Consider the following 26,582-nt stretch of genomic DNA (forward strand, 5'->3'; position numbering starts at 1 on the left):
ACGTGGAGAACTTGAATCACACCACCGTCCTGCTGAGCGAGGCGGTCGACGCGCTTGTCGTCGACGCCGCAGGCTGCTACGTCGACGCCACTTTTGGCCGCGGCGGGCATTCGCGCCGCATTCTTTCGCAACTGGCGCCCGAGGGGCAGTTGATCGCATTCGACAAAGACCCTGATGCGATTGCCGAGGCTGGCCGCATCGACGATGCGCGGTTTTCCATCCGGCACCGCGGTTTTCGCCATCTGGGGGAATTGGCGCCGGCCAGCGTCGCCGGTGTCCTGTTGGACATCGGCGTCAGCTCTCCCCAGATCGATAACCCCGCACGGGGTTTTTCTTTTCGTTTCGACGGCCCACTCGACATGCGCATGGACCCCACGCGCGGCGAGAGCGTGGCCGAATGGCTGGCCACCGCCGAGGTGCAGCAGATAGCGGAGGTGATACGTGACTATGGCGAAGAACGGTTTGCTGGCCCCATTGCAAAGGCGATTGTTGCTCGCCGACAGGAACGGGGCCCAGTTTCAACCACCACCGAGCTGGCCGAGCTCGTGGCTGGCACGGTCAAAACCCGCGAGCCGGGCCAGAACCCTGCAACGCGCACATTTCAGGCTCTTCGGATTTTCATCAATGCCGAGCTTGAAGAGCTGCAACAGGCGCTAGAAGCCAGCCTGACGGTGCTGCGCCCGGGCGGGCGGCTGGTGGTGATCAGCTTTCACTCGCTCGAAGACCGCATCGTCAAGACCTTCATCGCCAAGCATTCCAAGGACGTCTACGACCGCCGCGCGCCCTTTGCTGCGCCCCAGCCCATGCGCCTGCGCGCCCTGGACCGCATCAAGCCGAGCGCGGCTGAAGTCGCGGCCAATCCGCGCTCGCGCAGCGCCATCCTGCGCGTGGCCGAACGTACCGAGGTGCCTGCATGAGCGTCAGGCCCCTCCCCAAGCAAGCTTGCGCCGTAGTGCGCAGCGAGGGAGGGGTGCGTCCATGACCCGGCTGTCGGTCATGCTGCTGATGGGCGTGCTGGCCAGCGCGTTGTACCTGGTACACGTGCAGTACGAGTCGCGCCGCCTGTTCACCGAGCTGGAGCGTGCGCGCAACGAGGCGCACCGGCTGGAAGTCGAACGCGACCGCCTGCAGGTGGAGAAGCGCGCGCAGGCCACGCCCTTGCGCGTCGAGCAACTGGCGCGCAACCAGCTCAAGATGCAGACCGCCACACCGGCGATCACCCAGTACATCGGCTATCCGAACCAGCCACAGACGCCGGCGGCTGCAGCCATCGTCACGCCGGCCGCGCCGCGCGGGGGGGCTCGATGAGCCGCAGCGTGCTCTACACCTCCAGCCCGCTGCTGGCGAGCAAGACGCCGGTATGGCGCAGCAAGTTCATCGTGGCCGCGATCGCGCTGGGCTTTGTCGGCCTGGCCGCACGGGCTGCGTTCGTGCAGGTGATCGACAACGACTTCTTCCAGCGCCAGGGTGAGGTGCGCTTTGCCCGCACGCTGGAGCTGCCGGCCAACCGTGGCCGCATCCTGGACCGCAACGGACTGCTGCTGGCCTCCAGCGTGATTGCACCCAGCATCTGGGCCATCCCCGAGGACGTGGAGCGGCAGGACCCGGCGGTGCAGGGCAAGCTGCGCCAGTTGGCCAAGCTGCTGGGCATGACGCCCGCCGCGCTCGACAAGAAACTGGCCGACGAGGACAAGACCTTTGTCTGGATCCAGCGCCAGGTGGACGAGCCCATTGCCAAGCAGATCGCCGCGCTCGACATCAAGGGCATCTACCAGCGCAAGGAATACAAGCGCCAGTACCCCGAGGGCGAGGCGGCGGCGCACGTGGTGGGCTTCACCAACGTGGAAGACCACGGCCAGGAAGGCATAGAGCTGGCCTTTAACCAGCAGCTCGCGGGCAAGGCCGGTTCGCGCCGCGTTCTCAAGGACCGGCTCGGCCGCGCCGTCGAGGCCGTAGGCGAAACCGTGCCGCCGCTGGATGGCAAGGACATCCAGCTCTCCATCGACAGCAAGGTGCAGTTCTTTGCCTACCAGAAGCTGCGCGACGCGGTGGCGGTGAACAAGGCCAAGGCCGGCAGCGTGGTGGTCCTCGATACCGTCACCGGCGAAATACTGGCGCTGGCCAACTACCCCAGCTACGTGCCCGACAAGCGGCAGAACCTGACTGGCGAGCAACTGCGCAATCGCGCGCTTACCGACACCTTCGAGCCCGGCTCCACCATGAAGCCGATCACCATCGGCGCGGCGCTGGAGCTGGGGCGCGTCAAGCCCAGCACCATCATCGATACCTCGCCTGGGCGCTATACCGTCACCGGCTCGACCATCACCGACACCCACAACTACGGTGCGCTGACGGTAGAAGGTGTGATCCAGAAGTCGAGCAACGTCGGCGCTACCAAGGTGTCGCAGAAGTTGTCGGCGCACGAGATGTGGGACTTCTTCAGCGCCGTGGGCTTTGGCCAGAAGCCGCAACTGCAGTTCCCCGGTGCCGTGACCGGCCGGCTGCGCCCGTGGAAGAGCTGGCGCCCGATCGAGCAGGCCACCATGTCCTATGGCTACGGCCTGTCGGCCTCGCTGTTCCAGATGGCGCGCTCCTATACGGCTTTTGCGCATGACGGCCAGATCATCCCGGCCACCATCCTCAAGAACTCCGAGCCTGCCGTTGGCACCCGTGTGTTCTCGGCCGACAACGCTGCCGAAGTGCGGCACATGCTGTGGCTGGCCGCCGGGCCGGGCGGCACCGGCCAGAAGGCGCAGACGCTGGGTTACTCGGTAGGTGGCAAGTCCGGCACGGCGCGCAAGCAGGCCGGCAAGGGCTATGCGGTGGGCAAGTACCGCGCCTGGTTCACCGGCATGGCGCCCATCGAGAAGCCGCGCATCATCGTCGCGGTGATGATCGACGAACCCACCGCGGGCTCCTACTACGGCGGCACGGTGGCTGGCCCGGTGTTCAGCGAAGTGGTGCAGCAGACCTTGCGCATGATGGGCGTGCAGCCCGACATGGCGGTCAAGCCGCAGATCGTCTCCACCGAGGTGGAGGAGTCGTTCTGATGGCGCTGCAAAGCTTCACCGCCGTGGCCGACGCCGTGCAATGGCTGCGCGCACGCGTGCCGGGCACGCTGCATACCGACAGCCGCCAGATCGGCCCGGGCGATGGCTTCATCGCCTGGCCGGGCGCTGCCACCGACGGCCGCAGCCATGTGGCCTCGGCCCTGGCGCGTGGCGCCGCGGCCTGCCTGGTCGAGCAGGACGGTGTCGATGCTTTTGATTTTGGCGATGCCAAGGTCGCCGCCTTTGCCGGTCTCAAGGCTGCCACCGGCCTGATCGCGGCGGAATGGTTCGGGCGGCCCTCGGACACGCTCGATGTGCTGGCCGTGACCGGTACCAACGGCAAGAGCACCACGGCCTGGTGGCTGGCGCAGGCGCTATCAAAAGTGAAGCATAAAGCCGGTGTCCCCTGTGGGTTTGTGGGCACTTTGGGCGTTGGAGTCCCGCCAAACGTGGTGGCCACCGGCCTGACTACGCCAGACCCGGTGCTGCTGCAGCACCAGTTCCGCCGCTTCGTGGACGACGGGCTGGTCGCCTGCGCCATCGAGGCGTCTTCCATCGGCATTGCCGAGCGGCGGCTGGACGGCACGCGCATCCGCGTGGCGGCCTTCACCAACTTCACGCAGGACCACCTCGACTACCACGGCAGCATGGCGGCCTACTGGCAGGCCAAGGCCGAGCTGTTCGACTGGCAGGGCCTGCAGGCGGCCGTGGTGAATGTCGACGACGCCGCCGGCGCTGAATTGGCACGCTCGCTGGCCGGTCGCGCACTGGACCTCTGGACCTTCTCGCTGCACGGCGCCGCGCGCCTGGTGGCCGAAGACATCGGCTATGTCGATGGCGGCCTGGGCTGCGTCGTGGTCGAAGGCCGCGAGCGGCATGCGCTGGCCACCACGGCCATCGGCCACTACAACCTCTACAACCTGCTGGGCGTCATCGCCAGCATGCGCGCGCTGGGCATTCCATTGGCTGCGGCCGTGGCGGCCTGTGCCGACCTGCTGCCGGTGCCCGGCCGCATGGAGCGCATCGCCCGCAGTGGCCAGCCGCTGGTGGCGGTGGACTATTCGCACACGCCCGACGCACTGGAAAAGGCGCTGCAGGCCCTGCGCCCGCTGGCTGCCGAGCGCGGCGGTGCCTTGGTCTGCGTGTTTGGCTGCGGCGGTGGGCGCGATCCGGGCAAGCGCCCGTTGATGGGCGCCATTGCAGCGCGCGAGGCAGACCAGGTCTGGCTCACCAGCGACAACCCGCGCAACGAACCGCCACAGGCCATCCTCGACCAGATCGCCCGCGGGCTGCCGCCGGGCGCCGCTGCGCGCTTCGAAGTCGACCGCGCACTGGCCATCCGCGGCGCCATTGCCGCTGCCGGCGAGCACGACGTGCTGCTGGTGGCCGGCAAGGGCCATGAGGACTACCAGGAGGTGGCCGGTATACGCCAGCCCTTCTCCGACCGGGCCCAGGTCGAAGACGCGCTGGACCGCCGTACCGCCATGGAAAGCTCCGTATGAATGCCACGCCCCGTACGTCGATGATGACCCTGGCCCAGGCCTATGCCTGGACCGGTGGCCAGCGCCTGGTGGGCAGCGGCAGCCTGCCGGTGGTGCGCGTGCACACCGACACCCGCAGCCTGCAGCCGGGCGACCTGTTTGTCGCGCTGCGCGGCGAGCATTTCGATGCCAATGATTTCCTGCTGGAAGCACGCCAGGCCGGCGCCACCGCCGCCATCGCCCACGGCGGGCTCGAAGCCGCCGGCCTGCAGGGTATCGAGGTGGCAGACAGCCGTGCCGCGCTGGCGGCGCTGGCCGCGGGCTGGCGCATGCAGTTCTCGTTGCCGCTGATCGCCGTGACCGGCAGCAACGGCAAGACCACGGTGACGCAGATGATCGCCGCCATCCTGCGCGCCGCGCATGGCGATGGCGCCTTCGCCACCCAGGGCAACCTGAACAACGACATCGGCGTGCCGCTGACGGTGCTGCGCCTGCATGGCCGCCATCGCGCCGGCGTGGTCGAGCTGGGCATGAACCACCCAGGCGAGATTGCCGTGCTGGCGCATGTGGCCCGGCCGACGGTGGCTCTGGTCAACAACGCCCAGCGCGAGCACCAGGAATTCATGCACACGGTGGAAGCCGTGGCCCACGAAAACGGCGCGGTGTTGACGGCCCTGCCGGACGACGGCACGGCGGTGTTCCCGGCCGACGACGTCTTCACGCCGCTGTGGCGCTCGCTGGCCGGCGCGCGTAGCTGCCTGACCTTTACCGACGCCGCGCAGGGCGGCGATGTGACGCTGATGGATGCCGTCTGGCAGGGCGATGCCTGGCAGGTGCGCGCGGCCACCCCGGCCGGTGCACTGGCCTTCACCCTGGCCATCGCCGGCCAGCACAACGTGCGCAATGCGCTGGCTGCCGTGGCCTGCGCGCTGGCGGCGGGCACCGACCTCACGGCGATTGCGGCGGGGCTTGGCGCGTTTCGGCCGGTCAAGGGCCGCTCGCGCGCGGTGCAGCTGTCGCCGGGCGGCCATGCGCTCACGCTGGTGGATGACAGCTACAACGCCAATCCGGACTCGGTACGCGCGGCCATCGATGTGCTCGCCGCGCTGCCCGGCCCGCGCCTGCTGGTGCTGGGCGACATGGGCGAGATCGGCGACAACGGCCCGGCCCTCCATGCCGAGGTCGGCGCCTATGCGCACGAGCGCGGCATCGAGCGCCTGTATGCGCTGGGTGCGCAGTCCGCACACGCCGTGGCCCGCTTTGCCGGTGACGGCGGCGATGGCCGGCATTTCGAGGATTTCACCGTGCTGGATGCGGCTGTTGCCGATGTCACCAGCGCCAGCGCGAGCATCCTGGTCAAGGGCTCGCGCTTCATGCAGATGGATCGGGTGGTGCAGGCGATCGAGCACCGCGCCATGCCCAAAGAAACAGAGGAGAACCGCGATGCCACATCGCCCTGATGGTTTGTTGTCCCGCGGCCTGGCCGCCGGAGTTGCCGCATGCTGCTGAGCCTGGCCCAGTGGCTGCAGACCTTGTCGCCCGAGTTCGGCTGGGCGCGGGTGTTCCAGTACCTGACCTTCCGCGCCGTGATGGCCGCCATGACCGCATTGCTGATCGGCCTGGCGGCTGGGCCGTTCGTGATCCGGCGCCTGACCGCGCTCAAGATCGGGCAACCCGTGCGCGGCTATGGCCTGGAGACGCATCTGGTCAAGAGCGGCACGCCCACCATGGGCGGCGTGCTGATCCTGCTGGCGATTGCGTTGTCCACGCTGCTGTGGGCCGACCTGAGCAACCGCTTTGTCTGGATCGTGCTGCTGGTCACGCTGGGCTTTGGCGCCATCGGCTGGGCCGATGACTGGCGCAAGGTGGTGCACAAGGACCCGGAAGGCATGCGCTCGCGCGACAAGTACCTCTGGCAGTCGGCGGTGGGCGTGCTGGCCGCTGCGGCGCTGGTGTTTGCCATCTCGGGCACCAGCACGCGCGAATCCTGGCTGCTGTTCACCGACTGGGTGAGCTCGGGCTTCCACGTCAACCTGCCGCCGCAGGCCGGGCTGCTGGTGCCTTTCTTCAAGGAAGTCAGCTACCCGCTGGGCGTGCTGGGCTTCATGGTCATGACCTATCTGGTGATCGTGGGCTCCAGCAACGCGGTCAACCTCACCGACGGCCTGGACGGCCTGGCCATCATGCCGGTGGTGCTGGTGGGCTCGACCTTGGGCGTGTTTGCCTATATCTCGGGCAACACGGCGTTCTCGCGCTACCTGCTGTTTCCCTACATCCCGGGCTCGGGCGAGCTGATGATCTTCTGCGCGGCCATGTCCGGCGCCGGCCTGGCATTTTTGTGGTTCAACGCACATCCGGCCCAGGTCTTCATGGGCGACGTAGGCGCGCTGGCGCTGGGCGGCGCGCTGGGCATCATCGCGGTCATCGTGCGCCAGGAAATCGTGCTGGCCATCATGGGCGGCATCTTCGTGGTCGAGGCGCTCTCGGTCATGGCCCAGGTGCTGTACTTCAAGTACACCCGCAAGCGCTATGGCGAGGGCCGGCGCCTGCTGCGCATGGCGCCGCTGCACCACCATTTCGAGAAGAGCGGCTGGAAGGAAACGCAGGTTGTCGTGCGCTTCTGGATCGTCACCATGCTGCTGTGCCTGGTCGGTCTTTCCACGCTGAAGCTGAGGTAGCAGGCGTGCGGCATTTGCAAGACCTTCCCGTTCTGATCCTGGGCCTTGGTGCGTCCGGGCTGGCCATGGCGCGCTGGTGCGCGCGCCACGGTGCCCAGGTGACCGTGGCCGACACGCGCGCAGCGCCGCCGCAACTGGCGGCGCTGCGGGCCGAAGTGCCGGGCGCGGCCTTTGTCTCCGGGCCGTTCAGCGCAGCCTTGGTGGAGGGCGCTCCGGTGCGCGTGGTCTATCGCTCGCCGGGCCTGGCACCGGCTGCGACCGCTGAAGTGCTGGACGCGGCCCGGGCCATCGGCCTGCCCGTGGGCGGCGAGCTGGACCTGTTTGCGCGCGCGCTGACCGATCTGCGCGACGAGGGCGACGCCGCCGCTGAAGCCGTGGTTGAAGACGAGCTTGAAGAGCCTGAAGAAACCGAAGCCACACCCGAGCCCGAACCCGACGAAGCCGCCGAGCCGGCCATCGAATCTGCCGCCGACGACTTCAGCGACCTGACACTGCACGAGCCGCCACCGGTACTCACCGGCTACCGCCCTGCGGTGCTGGCCATCACCGGCACCAATGGCAAGACCACGGTTACCTCGCTCACTGGCCAACTGGTGGAGCGCGCCGGCAAGACCGTGGCCGTGGCCGGCAATATCGGCCCGACGCTGCTCGACACCCTGGCCGCACACCTGGATGCAGGCACGCTGCCCGAAGTCTGGGTGCTGGAGCTGTCGAGCTTCCAGCTCGACGGCGTGCAGGGCTTCGAGCCCACGGCTGCGGCTGTGCTCAACCTGACGCAAGACCACCTCGACTGGCACGGCAGCATGGAGGCCTATGGCGCAGCCAAGGCGCGCATCTTTGGCACGCGCGCGCTGTTGCTGCTCAACCGCGAAGACCCGCTGGTGATGCAGATGCTGCCGGCACCGGTGAAGGTCAAGCTGCAGAAGCCTTTCGTGCGGCCCTATTTCACCTTTGGTGGTGATGCGCCGCAGCGGCCGGGCGACTACGGCATTGATCTGGTCAACGGCATGGCCTGGCTGACCCGCGCCCTGGAGTCCGACGAAACCCGCAAGAGCCGCCGCGCCGCCGCAGAAGAAGACCTGCACCTGCAGCGTTTGATGCCGGCCGATGCGCTGCGCATTCGCGGCCGCCACAACGCCGTCAACGCGCTGGCCGCACTGGCGCTGGCGCAGGCCGCGGGCTGCCCGCTGGCGCCCATGCTCTACGGCCTGCGCGAATACCGCGGCGAGCCGCACCGGGTCGAGCCCGTGGCCATCGTCGACGAGGTCGAGTACTTCGACGACAGCAAGGGCACCAATGTCGGCGCCACCGTGGCCGCGCTGGAAGGCCTGGGGGCCGAGCGCCGGCTGGTGGTGATCCTGGGCGGCGACGGCAAGGGGCAGGATTTCTCGCCGCTGGCCACGCCGGTGGCGCGGCACGTGCGGGTGGTGGTGCTGATCGGCCGCGATGCGCCGCTGATCCGCGCTGCGCTGGCCGATACCGGCGTGGCGCTGGAAGACGCCGCCACGCTGCAAGAAGCGGTGCAACTGGCGCAGCAGCGTGCCCATGCGGGCGATGCCGTGCTGATGTCGCCGGCCTGCGCCAGCTTTGACATGTTCAACGACTACGAGCACCGCGCCCGGGTGTTCTGCGATGCCGTCGAGGCCTTGGCCGATGCTTCGCTATCAGGGGTCAATGAATGAGCGCCGATACCGCCAGTCCAGGCCTGGGCGCCCGCCTTGCCAACTGGTTTGGCGGCATGACGCGCGTCGCCAGCGAAGCGCTGCCGGTGCGTATCGGCTCGCGTGAGTTCGCCCGTACCCAGTCGGCGCCGGCCCATCTGATGGGCTTTGACCAGACCCTGCTGTGGGTCACGGTGGCGTTGCTGGCCTGGGGCCTGGTCATGGTCTATTCGGCCTCCATCGCCATTCCGGACAACCCGCGCTTCGCCCGCGCCGGCTTCTCTCAGACGTCCTTCATGTGGCGCCACCTGTTGTCGCTGCTGATCGGTTTCGTCGCCGGTGTGCTGGCTTTTCAGGTGCCGCTGCGCACCTGGGAGCGCAGCGCGCCCTGGCTGTTCATTGCCTCGCTGCTGCTGCTGATCGCGGTGCTGATCCCGCACATCGGCATCAGCGTCAATGGCGCGCGGCGCTGGCTGCCCATGGGCTTCATGCGCTTTCAGCCTTCGGAGCTGGCCAAGCTTGCCGTGGTGGTCTATGCGGCCGACTACATGGTGCGCCGCATGGAGGTGAAAGAGCGCTTCTTCCGCGCCGTGCTGCCCATGGCGCTGGCCATTGGCATCGTCGGCGCACTGCTGCTGGCCGAGCCCGACATGGGCGCCTTCATGGTGATCGCGGTGATCGCCATGGGCATCCTGTTCCTGGGCGGCGTCAATGCGCGCATGTTCTTCCTGATCGCTGCGGTGATCGTGGTCGCTTTCGCCACCATGGTCATGGCCAGCCCGTGGCGGCGCGAGCGCATCTTTGCCTACCTCGACCCGTGGAGCGAGCAGCACGCGCTGGGCAAGGGCTACCAGCTGTCGCACTCGCTGATCGCCATCGGCCGCGGCGAGATCTTTGGCGTTGGCCTGGGCGGCAGCGTCGAGAAGCTGCACTGGTTGCCCGAGGCGCACACCGACTTCCTGCTGGCCGTGATCGGTGAAGAGTTCGGCCTGCTGGGCGTGCTCTGCGTGATCGTGCTGTTCTTCTGGCTGACCCGCCGCATCATGCACATCGGCCGCCAGGCGATTGCGCTGGACCGCGTGTTCGCCGGGCTGGTGGCGCAGGGCATCGGCATGTGGGTGGGCTTTCAGGCTTTCATCAACATGGGCGTGAACCTGGGCGCATTGCCCACCAAGGGGCTGACCCTGCCCTTCATGAGCTATGGCGGCTCGGCGATTTTGATGAACCTGGTGGCGATTGCGCTGGTACTGCGGATCGACTATGAGAACCGTGTGCTGATGAGGGGAGGTCGCGTATGACCGCCAAGACCGCCCTCGTCATGGCCGGCGGCACCGGCGGCCACATCTTCCCCGGCATTGCCGTGGCCGAGGCGCTGCGCGCTGCCGGCTGGCAGGTGCACTGGATAGGCGCGCCCGGCAGCATGGAAAGCCGCCTGGTGCCGCCGCGCGGTTTTGCATTTGAGCCGGTGGCTTTCTCCGGCGTACGCGGCAAGGGCCCGCTCACGCTGGCGCTGCTGCCGCTGCGCTTGCTGCGCGCCTTCTGGCAGAGCCTGCAGGTGCTGCGCCGCGTGCGGCCGCAGGTGGTGCTGGGCTTTGGCGGCTACATCAGCTTCCCGGCCGGCCTGATGGCCGTGCTGCTGGGGCGGCCGCTGGTCTTGCATGAGCAGAACTCGGTTGCCGGCCTAGTCAACAAGGTGCTGGCCAAGGTGGCGGACCGGGTCTACACCGCCTTCCCGAACGTGCTGAGCAGCGCACTTTGGGTGGGCAACCCGTTGCGCGCCGAATTTCTGGCCCAGCCATTGCCGGCGGTGCGCTTTGCCGGCCGCAGCGGCCCGCTGCGCCTGCTGGTGGTCGGTGGCAGCCTGGGCGCCACGGCGCTCAATGCGGCCGTGCCGCAGGCGCTGGCGCTGATCCCGGCCAACGAACGCCCGCTGGTCACGCACCAGAGCGGCGAGAAGCAGATCGACGCACTGCGCGCGCATTACGCGCAGGCCGGTGTCGAGGCCGAACTCACGCCCTTCATCACCGACACCGCGCGCGCCTTCGCCGAGGCCGACGTGATCGTCTGCCGCGCCGGCGCCAGCACCGTGACCGAGATCGCAGCCGTAGGCGCCGCGGCGGTGTTCGTGCCTTTTCCTTCTGCGGTGGACGACCACCAGACCAGCAACGCGCGCTTTCTGGTCGACAGCGGCGGCGGCTGGCTGCTGCCGCAACCCGAACTGACGGCAACGCGGCTGGCCGAGCTGCTGCGCGGCCTCACGCGCGAAGCGCTGCAGGCGCGGGCCGAAAAGGCCTATGCGCAGCGCAAGACCGAGGCCGTGGACGCCGTGGTCGCCGCTTGCGTGGAGCTGCAGCCATGAGCAACAAATATTTTGATGAAAAAGGGCTGAAGCCCTTGTACCACCTGGACTTTATGCTATCTATTTTGGAGCGAGGCGCGCAAGCATGAAGCACGCCATTCGCCACATCCATTTCGTCGGCCTGGGCGGCGCCGGCATGAGCGGCATCGCCGAGGTGCTGTTCAACCTGGGCTACGCCATCTCCGGCTCTGACCTGAGCGACAGCGCCACGCTGCAGCGCCTGAAGGGCCTGGGCATCCGCACCTGCATCGGCCATGACGCGACGCATATCGCGGGCGCCGACGCGGTGGTCACCTCCACCGCCGTGCAGCAGGACAACCCCGAGGTCATCGCCGCGCGCGAGAAGCGCATTCCCGTGGTGCCGCGCGCCATGATGCTGGCCGAGCTGATGCGCCTGAAGCAGGGCATCGCCATCGCCGGCACGCACGGCAAGACGACCACCACCAGCCTGGTCACCAGCGTGCTGGCCGAGGCCGGGCTGGACCCGACCTTCGTCATCGGCGGGCGGCTCAACAGCGCCGGCGTCAATGCGCGGCTGGGCAGTGGCGACTACATCGTGGTCGAGGCCGACGAGTCCGACGCCTCCTTCCTCAACCTGATGCCGGTCATGGCGGTGGTCACCAACATCGACGCCGACCACATGGAGACCTACGGCCACGACTTCAGCCGGTTGAAGGGCGCCTTTGTCGACTTCCTGCACCGCATGCCCTTCTACGGCACGGCCGTGCTGTGCGTGGACAGCCCCGCAGTGCGCGAGATCGTGCCGCAGGTGACCTGCCCGGTGACCAGCTATGGCTTCTCCGAGGATGCCGAAGTGCGCGCACTGAACGTGCGCGCCGAAGGCGGCCAGATGCGCTTCACCGTACAGCGCCGCAACGGCGTGGTGCTGCCCGACCTGGACGTGGTGTTGAACCTGGCTGGCGAGCACAACGTGCTCAACGCGCTGTCGGCCATCGCCATCGCGGTGGAGCTGAATATTCCCGATGCGGCGGTGGTCACCGCGCTGGCCAACTTCACCGGCGTGGGCCGGCGCTTCCAGCGCTATGGCGAAGTACCCGCCAAGGGCGGCGGCAGCTTCACCCTGATCGACGACTACGGCCACCACCCGGTGGAGCTGGCCGCCACGCTGGCGGCCGCGCGCGGGGCCTTCCCCGACCGGCGCCTGGTGCTGGCCTTCCAGCCGCACCGCTACAGCCGCACGCGCGACTGCTTCGAAGACTTCGTGAAGGTGATTGGCGCCGCCGACTCGGTGCTGCTGACCGAGGTCTATGCCGCCGGCGAAGCGCCCATCGTCGCCGCCGATGGCCGTTCGCTGGCCCGCGCGTTGCGTGTGGCCGGCAAGGTCGAGCCGGTGTTCGTGGACGACGTGGCCGACATGCCAGAGGCCATCCGCGACAACGCGCGCGATGGCGACGTGGTGATGTGCATGGGCGCGGGCTCGATCGGTGCGGTGCCCGGCAAGCTGGCTGAATTGCTACAAGTTAAATAGCGTAATGCCCAGGAAGGACAAGGACTTTGAGCAGTTTTGACATAAAGAATCCCGCAGAGTTCGGCAAGGTTGCCGTGCTCATGGGCGGGGCGTCGGCGGAGCGCGAGGTGTCGCTCATGTCGGGCACGGGCGTGCTCGCGGCGCTGCGCGCGCGCGGCGTTGATGCACATGCCTTCGACCCGGCCGAGCGCGATATCTCGGCGCTCAAGACCGACGGCTTTGCGCGCTGCTTCATCACCCTGCATGGCCGCTTCGGCGAAGACGGCACGGTGCAGGGCGCGCTTGAATTGCTCGGCATTCCTTACACCGGCCCCGGCGTGATGGCGTCTGCCATCGCCATGGACAAGGTCATGACCAAGCGCGTGTGGACGGCAGACGGCCTGGCCACGCCGCGCTATGTGCGCCTGGCGCCCGACCAGCAGCAGCGCGAACAGGTGCGCGCCGTGCCCGACGTGCTGGGCCTGCCGCTGATCGTCAAGCCGCCGCGCGAGGGCTCTTCCATCGGCGTGACCAAGGTGCGCGGCTACTCCGAGATGCAGGACGCCGTCACGCTGTCGGCCCGGTACGACCCCGACGTGCTGTGCGAGGAATTTATTGACGGCGAAGAAGTCACCTGCCCGGTGCTCGGCAGTGGCCAGCACGCGCAGGTGCTGCCGGTGATCCGCATCCGCGCGCCCGAAGGCGCCTACGACTACCAAAACAAGTATTTCACCGACGACGTGCAGTACCAGTGCCCCAGCGGCCTGCCCGAAGCCGAAGAGGCCGCCATCCAGCACTTGGTGCTGGCCGCCTACCGCACGCTCGGCTGCCGCGGCTGGGGCCGGGCTGACCTGATGATCCGCGCCAGCGACCGCAAGCCCTTTTTGCTGGAGATGAATACCTCGCCCGGCATGACCAGCCATTCGCTCGTGCCCATGGCAGCGCGCGCGGCGGGCATTGGCTACGAGGACCTGTGCCTGCGCATCCTGGCGTCGGCGTCGCTCGACTACTCCGAGGCGCAACGCGCGACCAAGGCATAAACATGGCCGACACCCTGCCACAGCCCTTTGACGTCAGGCTCATGAACGTGACCGCCGCGGTCCTGTTCCTGGGCGGCGTCGCGCTGGTGCTGATGGCAGCCGGTTGGTGGGGCCTGCGGCACCCGGCCTTCGCGCTGGGGCGCATCGAGGTCGAGGGCGACCTGGCGCACAACAACGCCATCACGCTGCGCGCCAATGTCGCGCATCGGCTGCAGGGCAACTTCTTCACGATGGACCTGGGCGCCACGCGTGCCGCCTTCGAGTCGGTGCCGTGGGTGCGCCGCGCCACGGTGCAGCGCGAGTTCCCCAACCGCCTGCACGTCACGCTGGAAGAGCACAAGGCCGTCGCCTTCTGGGGCCCGGAAAGCGGCTCGACCCTGCTCAACGACCACGGCGAGGTGTTCGAGGCCAATGTGGACGACATCGACGACGACGAACTGCCGCGCCTGTTGGGCCCGGACGGCCAGGCGCGCGATGTCTGGGCCATGGAGCAATGGCTGGCGCCGGTCTTCGAGCCATTGGGCGTGCGCCTGGTCGAGCTGGAGCTGTCCGGTCGCGGCAGCTGGCGCGCTACGCTGGAAGACGGTGCCACGGTGGAGCTGGGCGGCGGTACGCCACCGGACATCCTGACCCGCACCAAGCGTTTTGTGCGCACCCTGCCGGAAGTGGCGGCCAAGTACGGCCGGCGCGCCGACGCGCTGGAGTCTGCGGACCTGCGCCACACCGACGGCTATGCGCTGCGCCTGCGCGGCGTGACCACGGTCACGGCCGAAGCCGCCGCCCGGATTGCCGCCAAGCCACCCGCCCGGCCGGCACCGCGGCCCACGAGATAAGCAAATGAACGCACACAGGTACTGACATGTCCAAAGAATACAAAGATCTGGTGGTGGGACTGGACATTGGCACGGCCAAGGTGATGGTCGTCGTGGCCGAGGTCATGCCCGGGGGGGAACTCAAGCTCGCGGGGCTGGGCATTGCGCCCTCCAATGGCTTGAAGCGCGGCGTGGTGGTCAACATCGACGCCACGGTGCAAAGCATCCAGCAGGCACTGCGCGAGGCTGAGCTGATGGCCGACTGCAAGATCACCCGCGTCTATACCGGCATCACCGGCAGCCACATTCGCGGCCTCAATTCCAGCGGCATGGTGGCGGTCAAGGACAAGGAAGTCACGCCGGCCGACGTGGCGCGCGTGGTCGAGACCGCCAAGGCGATCAACATCTCCACCGACCAGCGCCTGCTGCTGGTGGAGCCGCAAGAGTTCATCATCGACGGCCAGGACGTGCGCGAGCCGATCGGCATGAGCGGCATCCGCCTGGAGGCCAAGGTGCACATCGTCACCGGCGCGCAGAGCGCGGCCGAGAACATCATCAAGTGCGTGCGCCGCTGCGGCCTGGATGTGGAGCAGCTCATGCTCAACCCGCTGGCCTCCAGCCAGGCGGTGCTGACCGACGACGAGCGCGAGCTGGGCGTGGCCGTGGTGGACATCGGCGCCGGCACCACCGACGTGGCGGTGTTCACCAACGGCGCCATCCGCCACACGGCGGTGATCCCGATCGCCGGCGACCTGATCACCAGCGACATCGCCATGGCGTTGCGCACGCCCACCAAGGACGCGGAAGACATCAAGGTCGAGGCAGGCTACGCCAAGCAATTGCTGGCTGATCCAGACGCACAGGTGGAAGTGCCCGGCCTGGGCGACCGGGGCCCGCGCATGCTCAGCAAGCAGGCGCTGGCCGGCGTGATCGAGCCGCGCATCGAAGAGATCTTCTCGCTGGTGCAGCAGGTGATCCGTGAATCCGGCTACGAGGAAATGCTGTCCTCCGGCATCGTGCTGACCGGCGGCAGCGCCGTCATGCCGGGCATGGTCGAGCTGGGCGAGGACATCTTCCTGAAGCCGGTGCGCCGCGGCATCCCTAAATATTCAAGCGCGCTGGCTGACATGGTCAGCCAGCCGCGCGCGGCCACCGTTATGGGTCTGATGGAGGAAGCCCGCCTGGCGCGCCTGCGCGGCTTCAAGGTGGCGCAGAAACATGGTTCCGTGAAGACGGCATTTGGCCGCTTCAAGGATTTCATCATCGGGAACTTTTGATGTACCCCCAGGCTACGCACTTCGTGTCTTCGCCAACCCCCTTCCAGGGGGCGACGCCTGCGGCCCGGCTGAGCCGGTTCCGCGGCGTCTTTGGGTTGGGCCGTGCGTGTGCTGCCGAAGGTGCATTCATAGGATTCGTCGCATGAGCTATCCCCGCAAACCTTGGTTGGCGCGTGGCAGTCCGCCTGGACTGCGACGATGGCGATGGCGGCGCACCGGTCCCCCTTGGCCACCGTCGTAGTCCCTGCAGAGATTCCGGTCCAGGCATTCAGTCCGTACAGATTTAGGAGATTCCCATGAGCATCGAAATGATCGAAGTCGAAGAATTCAACCAAGGCACGCAGATCAAGGTGATCGGCGTTGGCGGCGGCGGCGGCAATGCCGTCGAGCACATGATCGAGCGCTCCGTGCAGGGCGTGGAGTTCGTCTGCGCCAACACCGATGCGCAGGCACTGTCGCGCAGCGCGGCGCACCGCACCATCCAGCTCGGCCAAAGCGGCCTGGGCGCCGGCAGCAAGCCCGACAAGGGCAAGGAAGCGGCCGAAGCGGCGATAGACGACATCCGCGCTGCCATCGACGGCGCGCACATGCTGTTCATCACCGCCGGCATGGGCGGCGGCACGGGCACCGGCGCGGCGCCGGTGATCGCGCGTGTAGCCAAGGAGATGGGCATCCTCACCGTCGGCGTGGTCACCAAGCCGTTCGAGTTCGAAGGCGGCCGCCGCATGACCAATGCCGACCAGGGCTTGCTGGAGCTCGAAGCCAACGTCGACTCGCTGATCGTGGTGCTGAACGAAAAGCTGCTCGAAGTGCTGGGCGACGAAGTCACGCAGGACGAAGCCTTCGCGCATGCCAACGACGTGCTGAAGAACGCGGTGGGCGGCATTGCCGAAATCATCAACGTGCCGGGCCATGTCAACGTCGACTTCGAAGACGTGCGCACCGTGATGGGCGAACCAGGCAAGGCCATGATGGGCACGGCCGTGGCCGACGGCCCGGACCGCGCCCGCATCGCCGCCGAGCAGGCCGTGGCCTGCCCGCTGCTGGAAGGCATAGACCTGTCGGGCGCCAAGGGCGTGCTGGTGCTGATCACCGCAGCCAAGGGCAGCCTGAAGCTGTCGGAGTCCAAGCTGGCGATGAACACCATCCGCGCCTATGCATCGCCCGATGCGCACGTGATCTACGGCACCGCCTACGACGACAGCCTGGGTGACCAGATCCGCGTCACCGTGGTGGCCACCGGCCTGTCGCGCCAAGGCCAGCAGCGCCGCACCGCACCGCCGCTGCAAGTGCTGCGCACCGGTACGCACGACGTGCCCTTCGGCATGCCCGTGGGCACCGCCGGCGGCGCCCTCACCGGCGGCCAGACCAGCGTTGGCAATACCGACTACGGCAACATGGCCGTGCCCAGCGTCTGGCGCACCAACCGCACGCAAGCCGCGGCGCGCGTCGATGCGCTGGCGTCTGGCGGCATGGACGATCTGGAGATCCCGGCTTTCTTGCGCAAGCAAGCCGACTGAGGCTCGCGCCCGGCTGGGCGCGGCGGCCCCTGGCATTTTTCGGCCCGCGCTTTGCGCATGGCCGGGGAGTGCCAGGGGTTTTCTTTTTTCATCGCGGGGATAGAGATTGCTATTCCTTACGGTGCGTAGGCGGGCGCCTGCGCACCTAAAATCCCGGCATGCTTCAGCAACGCACTCTCAAGACGCTTACCCGTGCGGTGGGGGTGGGCTTGCACAGCGGCCAGCGCGTCGAACTGACCCTGCGGCCGGCGCAACCGGATACCGGCATCGTGTTCCGCCGCATTGATCTGCCCGAGCCGGTGGACATCCCGATTGCCGCCACCGCCGTCACCGATACGCGGCTGGCCTCGACCATTTCCACCGGCAGCGCCAAGGTGCACACGGTGGAGCACCTGATGTCGGCCTGCGCCGGCCTGGGCATAGACAACCTCTATGTGGACATCACGGCCGAAGAGGTGCCCATCCTTGACGGCTCTTCGTCGTCCTTCGTGTTTTTGCTGCAGAGCGCGGGCATAGAGACCCAGCGCGCGCCCCGGCGCTTCATCCGCGTCAAGCAGCCGGTAGAGGTGCGCGAAGGCCAGGGCGCGGCCACCAAGTGGGCGCGGCTGGAGCCCTATCACGGCTACAAGCTCAGCTTCGAGATCGACTTTGATCACCCCGCAGTCGACTCCACCGGCCAGCGCGTGGAGTTCGACATGGGTGCGGGCAACTACAGCCGCGACATCGCGCGTGCGCGCACCTTCGGTTTCACCAAGGACGTGGAGATGATGCGCTCCAAGGGCCTGGCGCTGGGCGGCGGGCTGGACAACGCCATCGTCATGGACGACTACAAGGTGCTCAACAGCGACGGCCTGCGCTACGACGACGAGTTCGTGAAGCACAAGATCCTCGACGCCATCGGCGACCTGTACTGCGTGGGCCGGCCGCTGCTGGCGGCCTATAGCGCCTTTCGCTCGGGCCACGCCATGAACAACCAGCTGCTGCGTGCGCTGCTGGCCGACGAGGCCAACTACGAGATCGTGACCTTCGAGGACGAGCGCCAGGCGCCGCGCGGCTTCGCGCAGATCGCCCGGGCCTGGTAGCCCGCGATGCTGCTGGTTCGCTCCATCGTTTTTCTGCTGCTGGCGGCTTCGGCCGTGTGCTTTGCCCTCTTCGCCGCCACCGGCCAGCAGCGCTACAAGCGCCTGGGGCTGGTGATCCTGAAGTGGACCATTGCGGCGGGGCTGGCCTTCTTCGCGGTGCTGGCGTTTCAGCGTTTGTTCTGAGCCTGCTCGCTGAATAGAAAAAGCCGCGGTGACGCGGCTTTTTTCATGGAGCTGGCCGTGGATCAGAACCGGTGCCGCAAGCCAATGGTGTAGCCGTTGCGGCTGCGTGTGCCGTTGGCGGTGCCGCCGGTGCCGCTCAGGCTGATGTTGCTGCTGAGGCGTGTCATGTCCATTTCCACGTAGGCGTCGGTACGCTTGGAGAAGGCGTAGTCGGCGGCCATGGTGAGGAAGTTGACCTTGGCGTCGGCGGCGGCGGTTTTGCCCGATTGCTTGGCATGGAAGTAGTGCGCGCCCAGGTTCAGCTGCGTCGTGACCTGGTAGCCCACGCCGAGCGTGACCAGATCGCGCTTGTTGGCCACCAGGAAGGCCGGCCCGCCAAAGCCGCCGTTGGCGCCGCCGCCCCAGAAGGCCGACAGCACGGCCATGTCGGTGGGCGTCAGCCCGTCGTCGACCTTGTTGCGGCCGTAGCCGGTGTTGAAGTACCAGGGGCCGGTGCGGTAAGAGCCGCCGATGGTGACGGCATCGATCTTCTTGCCGGAACCGAACTCATAGTTCTGGTAGCCGGCGCCGGCTGCAAAGCCGCCGCTGGCCCAGCGCAGGTAGCCGCCTGCGGTCTTGCCGCCGAGGGGGTTTTTTTCGCCGGCGGATATCTGCACCGCGCCGCGGAAGGCGCCGTACTCGGCCATGTACTTCACCATGTTGTCGGCGCGTGCGCCCAGGGCAAAGCCGATCTCGGGCTTGTAGGCGTCGAAGTAGGGCGAGTAGGGGTAGGACGCGTAGGTGCTGGTGACCAGGTCGAACAGCACGTTGTATTGCCGGCCCAGCGTGATGCGGCCGTAGGTGCTGCTCTGCAGCCCGACCCAGGATTGCTGGAAGTAGGGCGTGGTGGGCACGCCGGTGTCGGCGCCAAAGCGGTTTTCCATGTTGGCGATGGCCCTCAGGCCGCCGCCCATGTCCTCTGTCACGTTGATGCCCCAGCGGCTCTGCGACATGCCGCCGCCCACCATCTGGGTCAGGCTGCCGCCGGGCGAGGCGGCGGTGCCTTCATTGTTGGTATGGCGTATGGCGGCATCGACGATGCCGTATAGCTGCACGCTGGATTGGGCGTTGGCGTTGGCGGCCAGGACGGCTGTGAACACTCCGAGGGCAAGGGCGGATTTGCGCTGCATGGCTTGTCTTCTCCATCTCGTTATTGGAAAAGCCAATGTAGAACAGAGGGACATTTCGTCATATGGCTGCACATGCTCGATTTCCCGAGTATGTCTCGCCCAGGCGACGAGCGGCTAGTGTCGCGTCAAGCGTGAGGTGACGGATGGGTGCGAAGGCATCGACGTGCAGCGCAAGGCGCAGGCCGCAGCCCAGGCTTTACGCCTGGGCAAGGGCTGCAACGCAGCGATGCGCGGCGAGGGCAAGCGCACACCGGCAGATCATGCTTGACGCGACACTAGTAGCTGCGGCCGCCCTTGTACATCGCGTGCTGGCGCCGCTGCAGCGGGCTTGCGGCCTCCAGGCGCGCCATGGCCTGGCCGGCGTGGGCATGGGTGATGGCCATGCCCAGCGCGTCGGCCGCGTCGGTGCCGGGCAGGCCGGGCAGGCGCAGCAGGCGGCGCACCATCTCTTGCACCTGGCTCTTGGCGGCGCGGCCGTGGCCGACCACGGCTTTTTTCATTTGCAGGGCCGTGTATTCGGACACCGGCAGATCGCGCGACACCAGCGCCGCAATGCAGGCGCCACGCGCCTGGCCCAGCAGCAGCGTGGACTGCGGGTTGACGTTGACGAAGACGATCTCGACCGTGGCCACGTCGGGCGCGTAGCGCTCGGCCACTTCGCGCACGCCGTCCAGCAGCACCTTGATGCGCCCGGGCAGGTCGCCCAGCGGCAGGTGCGTGGTGCGTATGGTGCCGCTGGCCACGTAGCTGAGCGCATGGCCGTCCGCGTCCACCACGCCAAAGCCGGTGGTCTGCAGGCCGGGGTCGATACCAAGAATGCGCATGCTATTTATTTTGTAGCTTATAGCCCAGGCAGGGTATGGGCTTGAGCCACTTTTTGCTTAAAGATCAAAATACCAGCGCACGGCGTGGAAGAAGATGGGCGCGGCAAAGCACAGCGAGTCGATGCGGTCCAGCAGGCCGCCGGCGCCGGTGGAGGACATGCCGTGCAGGCCCCAGCTGGTCACGCCGCGGTCGCGCTTCAAGGCCTTCATCACCAGGTGGCCCATGCTGCCCGCAATGCAGGCGATCAAGGCCAGGGCCAGCGCCTGGCCGGGCTTGAAGGGCGTGATGAAGGACAGCAGCGCGCCGGCCAGCCCAGCGGTGGCAATGCCTATGCCCCAGGCCGTCCAGTGGAAGCTCTGGCTCACGTGCGGCGCAAACGGCCGGCGCGGGAAGCGCCAGCCGGCCAGGTGCTGCACCATCACGCTGGTCTGCACCACGAACACCAGGAAGAACACCAAAAAGGCGCCCTTGTCGCGGTAGCCCGGCGACTGCGGGAAGTCCAGCAGCATCAGCGCCGGCACATGCGACAGGCCATAGACGCAGACCATGATGCCCCACTGCAGCTTGGCGTTGCGCTCCAGAAAGCGCTGCGGGTCGTCGGCCAGCGCGCTCACCACCGGCAGCGCCAAAAACACATAGACCGGTATGAACACCGTGAACAGGTCGAAGTGCCGGCTCGCCACCAGCCAGAACTGCACCGGCAGCACGATGAAGAACACCAGCACCAGGCTGCGGTGGTCGCCGCGCCGCGTGGGCGAGAGCGTGATGAATTCGCGCAGCGCAAAGAAGGCCAGCAGCCCGAACAGCGTGGTCGACACGCCGCTGCCCAGCGCCCAGCCGATCCAGAACACCACGGCCATCACCCACGATGCCTTGAGCAGGCTGTGGAAGCGGCGTTCTTCCAGCGCCTGCGCGTCGTCCAACGCCTGGTTCACCGGCTGCCGCAGCGAGCGCAAGAAGGTCCAGATGCTCACGCCCGCCAGCAGGCCGAACATCACGATGAAGAGCGCGCCGACTTGTTGCGTGGCGCTGAGTTGTCGCAGGAAGCTGTTCATGGCGGCCTCAGATATCGCGCAGCGCCATGACGGCCAGGCGGGCGCGGTCCAGGAACGGGCGTCGCTCTTCGCCGGCCTCGACCTGCACTGGCGCGCCAAAGGTCACCGAGCACAGGATGGGCACCGGCACCACTTCGCCCTTGGGCATGACGCGCTGGATGTTCTGGATCCAGGTCGGCACCAGCACCACATGCGGAAAGCGCTGCGCCAGCGTGTACAGGCCTGACTTGAAGGCCTGCGGATCGTCGCCTGCTCCGCGTGTGCCCTCGGGGAAGATGATGATCGAGTCGCCGCGCTCCAGCGCTTCCTCCAGCGGTTGCAGCGGGTCGACCGCTTCTGCTGGCGGCGCCTCGCCAGCGGCGGGCTTGCCGCCGCTGCGATCCACATAGACCGCGTTGAACACGGCCGTGGTGATCCAGTGGCGAAAGCGCGTCTTGGTCCAGTAATCCTTGGCGGCGACCGGGCGGGTGATGCTGCGCAGCTCTTGCGGCAGCGCGGCCCAGATCATCACCAGGTCGGCATGGCTCTGGTGGTTGGCGAAGTAGATGCGCTGCTCGGCCTTGGGTGGGCAGCCGTACCAGCGCGCCTGGGCGCCGGTGAGCAGGCGCACCAGGCCGAGCAGAAAGAAAGCGATGAGCTTGGCAAGCATCGGGCGATGATACGGGCCGCCCCCGCAGGCCTAGGTGGTGAGTTGGTAGCGGCGAATCGTCTTGCCGGCGACCCAGCCTTTTGTCAGAGCATCGAACGCTTGGAAGTGCGGCGCCGCCAGGTGGGCGGCGAAGGCGGCCTGGTCGTCGTACAGCTCATACAAGAAGAAGGTGCCTGGGTCGGCCGGGTCGCGGCACACGTCGAAGCGGTGGCAGCCCGGTTCTTGCGCAACGGATTCTCGGGCGTTGTGGGCAATCGCCTCTGCGAAGGCCTCGGCGTGTGCCGGCTGGATCTGGAAATCGACGAGGACAGCGAGGGTCATGGGCGTGTGCGTTTAGTTGCGTGGAATCAGTCGAGGCTCAGCTTGGCCTTGGCCGCGAGCACGGAGAATTTTGCTATTTCGGCCTTGATCTGCGCGGCCATCTGCTGGGGCGTGTTGCCGACCAGCTCGGCGCCCATGTCCAGCCACTGCTTCTGCATTTCGGGCGCGGCCAGGATGCGGGCCGAGTCGGCGTAGATCTTGTCGATCACCGCCTTGGGCGTGCCAGCCGGTGCCATCAGGCCGAACCAGGTCGCGATGTCGAAGCCGCTCAGGCCGGCCTCCGACAGCGTGGGCACGTCGGGCAGCGCGGACGAGCGCTTGGCCGTGGCAACGGCCAGCGGCCGCAGCTTGCCGGCCTTGATCAGCGGCAGGCAGGAGGCGACGGTGTCGAACATCATGGTGGTCTGGCCGCCCATCAGGTCGACCAGTGCCGGGCTGCTGCCCTTGTAGGCGACATGCAGGATGTCGGTGCCCGCCATGTCGTTGAACTGCTCGCCGATCAGGTGGTGCGCGGTGCCGGCGCCGGTGCTGCCGTAGCTCAGCTTGCCCGGGTTGGCCTTGGCCTGCGCGATCAGCTCGGCCACATTCCTGGCCGGGTTGGCGGCCGACACGATCAGCACATTGGGCACGATGGCCAGCACGGTGATCGGCGCCAGGTCCTTGGCAAAGTCGTAGGGCAGCTTCTTGTAGACCGACTGGGCGATCGAGTGGTGCACCGCGCCCATCAGCACGGTGTAGCCGTCGGCGGGTGACTTGGCCACGTAGTCGGCGCCCAGCGTCAGGCCGGCGCCGGGGCGGTTCTCTATCAGCACTGGCTGGCCCCAGGCTTCCGACAGCTTCTGGCCGATGGCGCGCGCGATCTGGTCGGTGCTGCCGCCGGGCGGCGAGGGTACGACGATCTTCACTGGCTTGGATGGATAGGCCTGGGCCTGGGCCGGCAACTGCGCCAGCGCGGCTGCCAGTGCCAGGGTGGCGGTGAGGGCGGTTTTCAGGATTTTTTTCATTTTTGTCTCCGTCATGGTTATGGGGAAAGCGGGGCGGCTAGCCGGTGCGCACCGCGTCGGCCACGGCGCGTGTGATGTCGGCCGTGCCGTGCGTGCCACCGAACTCCATCGGCCGCACGCCGCCGCTGGAGAAGACCTGCTCTACCGCGCGCTCGATCAGCGCGGCGCCGTCGGCTAGCGCCGCATCGCCGCTGCGGTCGGCCAGCCACTCGAGCAGCATGGCTGCCGACAGCAACATGGCGGTAGGGTTGGCCTTGCCCTGGCCGGTGATGTCGGGGGCGGTGCCATGGGCCGGCTGGAACAGCGCATGCTTGTCGCCGATGTCGCCCGAGGGCGCCATGCCCATGCCGCCGACCAGTGCGGCGATCAGGTCCGACAGGATGTCGCCGAACATGTTCTCGGTCACCAGCACGTCGTAAGTCCAGGGCTTCATCACCAGGTTGAGAGCCATGGCGTCGACATAGCCGCTGTCGGCCGCCACCGCCTGGTGCCGGCCGGCGACCTCATCGAACACCTTGCGAAAGAAGGCCATGGAGGCAAAGACATTGGCCTTGTCGACATTGGTGACGCGGCCCGCGCGGCCCAGGCGCTCGGCCCGGCGCGCAGCCAGCTTGAATGCGAACTCGCAGATGCGGGTAGTGCCGTGGCGGGTGATGCGCATGGTGTCGAACACCTCTTCGTCGCCGCGCACATCGCCCCGGCCACGCGCGTAGAACAGGCCTTCGGTGCTTTCGCGCACCAGCACCAGGTCGATGCTGGCGGCCCGTGGGTCGGACAGCGGCGTGGGCAGGCCGCGAAAGGTGCGGATCGGGCGCACGCCGGCATACAGATCAAAGTGCATGCGCAGGTCGAGCTGCGGAATGATCTCGGTGCCGTCGGCGCCGCGCACATGGGGCAGGCCCATGGCGCCGAACAGGATCGCGTCGGCGGCCTCGCAGCTGCGCAGCGTGGCTTCGGGCAGGGCAACGCCGCTGTCCAGGTAGTGCTGGGCGCCGGCGGGCAGCCATTGCAGCGCCAGGGCGCGGCCGATGCGGGCTTGCACGGCCTGCAGCACGGCTTCGGCGGCGTGCATGACTTCGGGGCCTATGCCGTCGCCGGGCAGCACGGCGATGCGGTAGTTTTTTTCCATGGAGATGGCTTCTTCTGTGACGGGGGACGAGGGATGGCTACATCTGCTGCAGGCGGTAGCGCTCGAACAGGCCCAGCAGTTCGCGGCTGGCGCGCTGGCGGTGGGCACGGTTCACGGCAGAGGCCCCGGCGGAGTCGCCGGCGCGCAGGCACTCCACCAGCGCCATGTGTTCCTGCGTCGAGTTCACCGGCTTGGGCCGCAGCCGCAGCGTGAACATGCGGGCGCGGTGGGCGCGGTCCCAGTGGCTGAAGACGGCTTCGGTCAGCAGCCGGTTGCCGGCCATGGTGATGAGTTGGGCATGAAAGCGCTCGTCGGCCTGCGCCCAGGCGTCGAGGTCGTCACGGGCCAGTGCCTGCTCCATCGCCTGCGTGGCCTGCACCAGCGGCGCCAGCTCGGCATCCGAGGGGCGGCGGGTGGCCAGCGTCTCTACCGCCAGGCTTTCAAGCGCGGTCAGGATCTCGTAGATCTCCCGCATGTCGGTGGCCGACATCGGCAGCACCCGCATGCCGTGGCGCGGAATGACCTGCACCAGACCCTCGCGCTCCAGCCGGATCAGCGCCTCGCGCACCGGCGTGCGGCTGATACCCAGCTCCAGCGCGATCTCTTGCTCCAGCGCCTGGTGGCCGGGCGGCCAGACGTTGTCGAGGATGCGCCGGCGCAGCGCGTCGTAGGCAACGTCCTTGCGGGAAGGAGCAGTGTTTTCTTTTGCTGTGCTGGCGTGGGGAAGAGGGAGCATGGTGCGGCAATCAGTAGCGTATTTTTTAATGTATACGTTGATGCCGGCGACAGCGCTGGTGGAAACCCGTGGCGGATTAATTTTTGAAGGAAAAGTGCCTCTAGCCCAGGCTGCATCTGGGCTAATAGCTATCTATTTGATAGTTATGCCGTTCTGCCGGTTTGGGCAGCGGCCAGGCTTCGCCGCCAGCAAGGCATGCAGGCAACCGGTGTTTCAAGGACCCCTGAAGAGTGATCCTTGGTGAGCGATCAGCGCCCGGCCACCGCGCGCATCCAGCCCAGGCCATCGCTGGTGCCGCCCGGCACCGCGCCGCGCGCGGGCTTGTATTCGCAGCCGATCCAGCCGTCGAAGCCCAGGCTGTCGATCAGCGCGAACAGGTAGGGGTAGTTCAGTTCGCCCAGGTCGGGCTCATGGCGCTCGGGCACGCTGGCGATCTGCAGGTGGCTGACGCGGCCGGTGGGCAGGTACTGGCGCAGCTTGCTGGCCAGGTCGCCTTCGACGATCTGGCAGTGGTACAGGTCCATCTGCACCTTGAGGTTGGGTGCACCGACCTCGGCCAGCACGGCATGGGCCTCGTCCTGCCGGTTGAGAAAGTAGCCGGGCATGTCGCGGGTGTTGATGGGCTCTATCAGCACCTCGCGCCCCGCGGCTGCGGCGCCGGCTGCGGCCCAGCGCAGGTTGGCGACATAGGTGGTGTGCAGCGCCGCGCGGTCGGTGTCGGCGGGTACCAGGCCAGCCATCACGTGGATGCGTGGGCAGTCCAGTGCGTCGGCATAGGCCAGCGCATGGGCGAAGCCGGCGCGAAATTCCGCTTCGTGGCCGGGCAGGCAGGCGATGCCGCGCTCGGCGCGGCTCCATGCGCTGGCCACGTCATCGGCATCCGCCCCGCTGGGCGGTGCGTTGAACAGCACTTGCTGCAAGCCGTGGGCCTGCAGGCGCGCGGAAATCTCGCTGGCGGCGAAGGGGTAGGGGGCCAGGTATTCCACGGCGCGGAAACCGTCGCGCGCGGCGGCCTCGAAGCGGTCGAGAAAATCGAGTTCCTGGTACAGGAAGGACAGGTTGGCGGCAAAGCGGGGCATGGGG

The 26,582-nt window shown here is 67.5% G+C and carries 26 protein-coding genes; 17 read left to right on the forward strand and 9 right to left on the reverse strand.

Annotation, left to right across the window (positions count from 1 at the left end):
• The first annotated feature begins 2 nt into the window (after window positions 1-2).
• The 16 genes from rsmH to AAFF27_04825 all read left to right on the forward strand — a co-directional run bounded on the left by rsmH (window position 3) and on the right by AAFF27_04825 (window position 18,611).
• On the forward strand, window positions 3-917 hold the full coding sequence (rsmH, locus tag AAFF27_04750) for a 16S rRNA (cytosine(1402)-N(4))-methyltransferase RsmH (protein ID XAH24503.1): 915 nt from the start codon (window positions 3-5) through the stop codon (window positions 915-917).
• Between the two features lie 61 nt (window positions 918-978).
• Complete coding sequence (gene ftsL / locus AAFF27_04755) at window positions 979-1,308, forward strand: cell division protein FtsL (protein ID XAH24504.1); 330 nt, start codon at window positions 979-981, stop codon at window positions 1,306-1,308.
• The gene (locus tag AAFF27_04760; GenBank protein ID XAH24505.1) at window positions 1,305-3,050 is read left to right on the forward strand and encodes a penicillin-binding protein 2; all 1,746 of its coding nucleotides are present in this window, start codon (window positions 1,305-1,307) and stop codon (window positions 3,048-3,050) included. Before ftsL ends, AAFF27_04760 begins: the two co-directional genes overlap by 4 nt.
• Window positions 3,050-4,552, forward strand: coding sequence for a UDP-N-acetylmuramoyl-L-alanyl-D-glutamate--2,6-diaminopimelate ligase (locus AAFF27_04765; protein XAH24506.1), 1,503 nt, complete (start codon window positions 3,050-3,052; stop codon window positions 4,550-4,552). Before AAFF27_04760 ends, AAFF27_04765 begins: the two co-directional genes overlap by 1 nt.
• The gene (gene murF / locus AAFF27_04770) at window positions 4,549-5,991 is read left to right on the forward strand and encodes a UDP-N-acetylmuramoyl-tripeptide--D-alanyl-D-alanine ligase (GenBank protein ID XAH24507.1); all 1,443 of its coding nucleotides are present in this window, start codon (window positions 4,549-4,551) and stop codon (window positions 5,989-5,991) included. The genes AAFF27_04765 and murF overlap by 4 nt, the downstream gene beginning before the upstream one ends.
• A gap of 39 nt (window positions 5,992-6,030) precedes the next feature.
• A complete protein-coding gene (mraY, locus tag AAFF27_04775) occupies window positions 6,031-7,209 on the forward strand; it encodes a phospho-N-acetylmuramoyl-pentapeptide-transferase (GenBank protein XAH24508.1) in 1,179 nt (392 codons plus the stop codon).
• Between the two features lie 5 nt (window positions 7,210-7,214).
• Entirely contained in the window at window positions 7,215-8,891 is a 1,677-nt protein-coding gene (murD, locus tag AAFF27_04780; GenBank protein XAH24509.1) for a UDP-N-acetylmuramoyl-L-alanine--D-glutamate ligase, read from the forward strand.
• Complete coding sequence (ftsW, locus tag AAFF27_04785) at window positions 8,888-10,168, forward strand: putative lipid II flippase FtsW (protein XAH24510.1); 1,281 nt, start codon at window positions 8,888-8,890, stop codon at window positions 10,166-10,168. The genes murD and ftsW overlap by 4 nt, the downstream gene beginning before the upstream one ends.
• On the forward strand, window positions 10,165-11,229 hold the full coding sequence (gene murG, locus AAFF27_04790) for an undecaprenyldiphospho-muramoylpentapeptide beta-N-acetylglucosaminyltransferase (GenBank protein XAH24511.1): 1,065 nt from the start codon (window positions 10,165-10,167) through the stop codon (window positions 11,227-11,229). The genes ftsW and murG overlap by 4 nt, the downstream gene beginning before the upstream one ends.
• An 85-nt stretch (window positions 11,230-11,314) precedes the next feature.
• Window positions 11,315-12,718, forward strand: a complete 1,404-nt coding sequence (gene murC, locus AAFF27_04795; GenBank protein XAH24512.1) for a UDP-N-acetylmuramate--L-alanine ligase — start codon at window positions 11,315-11,317, stop codon at window positions 12,716-12,718.
• A gap of 26 nt (window positions 12,719-12,744) precedes the next feature.
• Window positions 12,745-13,737: a D-alanine--D-alanine ligase gene (locus AAFF27_04800; GenBank protein ID XAH24513.1), complete on the forward strand. Its 993-nt coding sequence runs from the start codon at window positions 12,745-12,747 to the stop codon at window positions 13,735-13,737.
• 2 nt (window positions 13,738-13,739) lie between these two features.
• On the forward strand, window positions 13,740-14,570 hold the full coding sequence (locus tag AAFF27_04805; GenBank protein XAH24514.1) for a cell division protein FtsQ/DivIB: 831 nt from the start codon (window positions 13,740-13,742) through the stop codon (window positions 14,568-14,570).
• A gap of 26 nt (window positions 14,571-14,596) precedes the next feature.
• Window positions 14,597-15,826: a cell division protein FtsA gene (gene ftsA / locus AAFF27_04810; protein XAH24515.1), complete on the forward strand. Its 1,230-nt coding sequence runs from the start codon at window positions 14,597-14,599 to the stop codon at window positions 15,824-15,826.
• 296 nt (window positions 15,827-16,122) lie between these two features.
• Window positions 16,123-17,346 (forward strand): cell division protein FtsZ, encoded by a 1,224-nt coding sequence (ftsZ, locus tag AAFF27_04815; GenBank protein ID XAH24516.1) that lies wholly within the window; start codon window positions 16,123-16,125, stop codon window positions 17,344-17,346.
• A gap of 158 nt (window positions 17,347-17,504) precedes the next feature.
• Entirely contained in the window at window positions 17,505-18,428 is a 924-nt protein-coding gene (gene lpxC / locus AAFF27_04820; protein XAH24517.1) for a UDP-3-O-acyl-N-acetylglucosamine deacetylase, read from the forward strand.
• 6 nt (window positions 18,429-18,434) lie between these two features.
• A complete protein-coding gene (locus AAFF27_04825; GenBank protein XAH24518.1) occupies window positions 18,435-18,611 on the forward strand; it encodes a hypothetical protein in 177 nt (58 codons plus the stop codon).
• A gap of 62 nt (window positions 18,612-18,673) precedes the next feature.
• Here the strand turns inward: AAFF27_04825 and AAFF27_04830 are convergent, their stop codons facing one another.
• Complete coding sequence (locus AAFF27_04830; GenBank protein XAH24519.1) at window positions 18,674-19,780, reverse strand: porin; 1,107 nt, start codon at window positions 19,778-19,780, stop codon at window positions 18,674-18,676.
• 136 nt (window positions 19,781-19,916) lie between these two features.
• Between AAFF27_04830 and AAFF27_04835 the strand changes: the two genes are divergently transcribed.
• Window positions 19,917-20,048, forward strand: a complete 132-nt coding sequence (locus AAFF27_04835; protein ID XAH24520.1) for a hypothetical protein — start codon at window positions 19,917-19,919, stop codon at window positions 20,046-20,048.
• A 7-nt stretch (window positions 20,049-20,055) separates the two neighbouring features.
• On the opposite strand, the gene ruvC is transcribed toward AAFF27_04835, so the two are convergent.
• The 8 genes from ruvC to otnI all read right to left on the reverse strand — a co-directional run bounded on the left by ruvC (window position 20,056) and on the right by otnI (window position 26,578).
• Entirely contained in the window at window positions 20,056-20,604 is a 549-nt protein-coding gene (gene ruvC, locus AAFF27_04840) for a crossover junction endodeoxyribonuclease RuvC (protein ID XAH24521.1), read from the reverse strand.
• Between the two features lie 57 nt (window positions 20,605-20,661).
• Window positions 20,662-21,660, reverse strand: coding sequence for a phosphatidate cytidylyltransferase (locus AAFF27_04845; protein XAH24522.1), 999 nt, complete (start codon window positions 21,658-21,660; stop codon window positions 20,662-20,664).
• 7 nt (window positions 21,661-21,667) lie between these two features.
• Complete coding sequence (locus tag AAFF27_04850) at window positions 21,668-22,309, reverse strand: lysophospholipid acyltransferase family protein (protein XAH24523.1); 642 nt, start codon at window positions 22,307-22,309, stop codon at window positions 21,668-21,670.
• A gap of 30 nt (window positions 22,310-22,339) precedes the next feature.
• A complete protein-coding gene (locus AAFF27_04855) occupies window positions 22,340-22,630 on the reverse strand; it encodes a putative quinol monooxygenase (protein XAH24524.1) in 291 nt (96 codons plus the stop codon).
• 26 nt (window positions 22,631-22,656) lie between these two features.
• A complete protein-coding gene (locus tag AAFF27_04860; protein ID XAH24525.1) occupies window positions 22,657-23,634 on the reverse strand; it encodes a tripartite tricarboxylate transporter substrate binding protein in 978 nt (325 codons plus the stop codon).
• A gap of 37 nt (window positions 23,635-23,671) precedes the next feature.
• The gene (locus AAFF27_04865; GenBank protein ID XAH24526.1) at window positions 23,672-24,763 is read right to left on the reverse strand and encodes an isocitrate/isopropylmalate dehydrogenase family protein; all 1,092 of its coding nucleotides are present in this window, start codon (window positions 24,761-24,763) and stop codon (window positions 23,672-23,674) included.
• Window positions 24,764-24,800: 37 nt separating this feature from the next.
• On the reverse strand, window positions 24,801-25,499 hold the full coding sequence (locus AAFF27_04870) for a GntR family transcriptional regulator (GenBank protein ID XAH24527.1): 699 nt from the start codon (window positions 25,497-25,499) through the stop codon (window positions 24,801-24,803).
• A 248-nt stretch (window positions 25,500-25,747) separates the two neighbouring features.
• A complete protein-coding gene (otnI, locus tag AAFF27_04875; GenBank protein XAH24528.1) occupies window positions 25,748-26,578 on the reverse strand; it encodes a 2-oxo-tetronate isomerase in 831 nt (276 codons plus the stop codon).
• Window positions 26,579-26,582 lie beyond the last annotated feature (4 nt).

It is taken from the genome of Xylophilus sp. GW821-FHT01B05 (genome assembly GCA_038961845.1).
Classification (GTDB): Bacteria; Pseudomonadota; Gammaproteobacteria; order Burkholderiales; family Burkholderiaceae_C; genus Xylophilus.

Excerpts from the sequence above, each read along its gene's own strand:
- AAFF27_04855 (XAH24524.1), bottom strand. The coding sequence starts at position 22,630 with ATGACCCTCGCTGTCCTCGTCGATTTCCAGATCCAGCCGGCACACGCC.
- AAFF27_04860 (XAH24525.1), bottom strand. The coding sequence starts at position 23,634 with ATGAAAAAAATCCTGAAAACCGCCCTCACCGCCACCCTGGCACTGGCA.
- AAFF27_04865 (XAH24526.1), bottom strand. The coding sequence starts at position 24,763 with ATGGAAAAAAACTACCGCATCGCCGTGCTGCCCGGCGACGGCATAGGC.
- murG (XAH24511.1), top strand. The coding sequence starts at position 10,165 with ATGACCGCCAAGACCGCCCTCGTCATGGCCGGCGGCACCGGCGGCCAC.
- AAFF27_04805 (XAH24514.1), top strand. The coding sequence starts at position 13,740 with ATGGCCGACACCCTGCCACAGCCCTTTGACGTCAGGCTCATGAACGTG.
- AAFF27_04870 (XAH24527.1), bottom strand. The coding sequence starts at position 25,499 with ATGCTCCCTCTTCCCCACGCCAGCACAGCAAAAGAAAACACTGCTCCT.
- ruvC (XAH24521.1), bottom strand. The coding sequence starts at position 20,604 with ATGCGCATTCTTGGTATCGACCCCGGCCTGCAGACCACCGGCTTTGGC.
- AAFF27_04825 (XAH24518.1), top strand. The coding sequence starts at position 18,435 with ATGCTGCTGGTTCGCTCCATCGTTTTTCTGCTGCTGGCGGCTTCGGCC.
- otnI (XAH24528.1), bottom strand. The coding sequence starts at position 26,578 with ATGCCCCGCTTTGCCGCCAACCTGTCCTTCCTGTACCAGGAACTCGAT.
- AAFF27_04845 (XAH24522.1), bottom strand. The coding sequence starts at position 21,660 with ATGAACAGCTTCCTGCGACAACTCAGCGCCACGCAACAAGTCGGCGCG.
- ftsZ (XAH24516.1), top strand. The coding sequence starts at position 16,123 with ATGAGCATCGAAATGATCGAAGTCGAAGAATTCAACCAAGGCACGCAG.
- AAFF27_04765 (XAH24506.1), top strand. The coding sequence starts at position 3,050 with ATGGCGCTGCAAAGCTTCACCGCCGTGGCCGACGCCGTGCAATGGCTG.
- murF (XAH24507.1), top strand. The coding sequence starts at position 4,549 with ATGAATGCCACGCCCCGTACGTCGATGATGACCCTGGCCCAGGCCTAT.
- AAFF27_04760 (XAH24505.1), top strand. The coding sequence starts at position 1,305 with ATGAGCCGCAGCGTGCTCTACACCTCCAGCCCGCTGCTGGCGAGCAAG.
- mraY (XAH24508.1), top strand. The coding sequence starts at position 6,031 with ATGCTGCTGAGCCTGGCCCAGTGGCTGCAGACCTTGTCGCCCGAGTTC.
- AAFF27_04850 (XAH24523.1), bottom strand. The coding sequence starts at position 22,309 with ATGCTTGCCAAGCTCATCGCTTTCTTTCTGCTCGGCCTGGTGCGCCTG.
- ftsW (XAH24510.1), top strand. The coding sequence starts at position 8,888 with ATGAGCGCCGATACCGCCAGTCCAGGCCTGGGCGCCCGCCTTGCCAAC.
- murC (XAH24512.1), top strand. The coding sequence starts at position 11,315 with ATGAAGCACGCCATTCGCCACATCCATTTCGTCGGCCTGGGCGGCGCC.
- AAFF27_04830 (XAH24519.1), bottom strand. The coding sequence starts at position 19,780 with ATGCAGCGCAAATCCGCCCTTGCCCTCGGAGTGTTCACAGCCGTCCTG.
- ftsL (XAH24504.1), top strand. The coding sequence starts at position 979 with ATGACCCGGCTGTCGGTCATGCTGCTGATGGGCGTGCTGGCCAGCGCG.
- lpxC (XAH24517.1), top strand. The coding sequence starts at position 17,505 with ATGCTTCAGCAACGCACTCTCAAGACGCTTACCCGTGCGGTGGGGGTG.
- ftsA (XAH24515.1), top strand. The coding sequence starts at position 14,597 with ATGTCCAAAGAATACAAAGATCTGGTGGTGGGACTGGACATTGGCACG.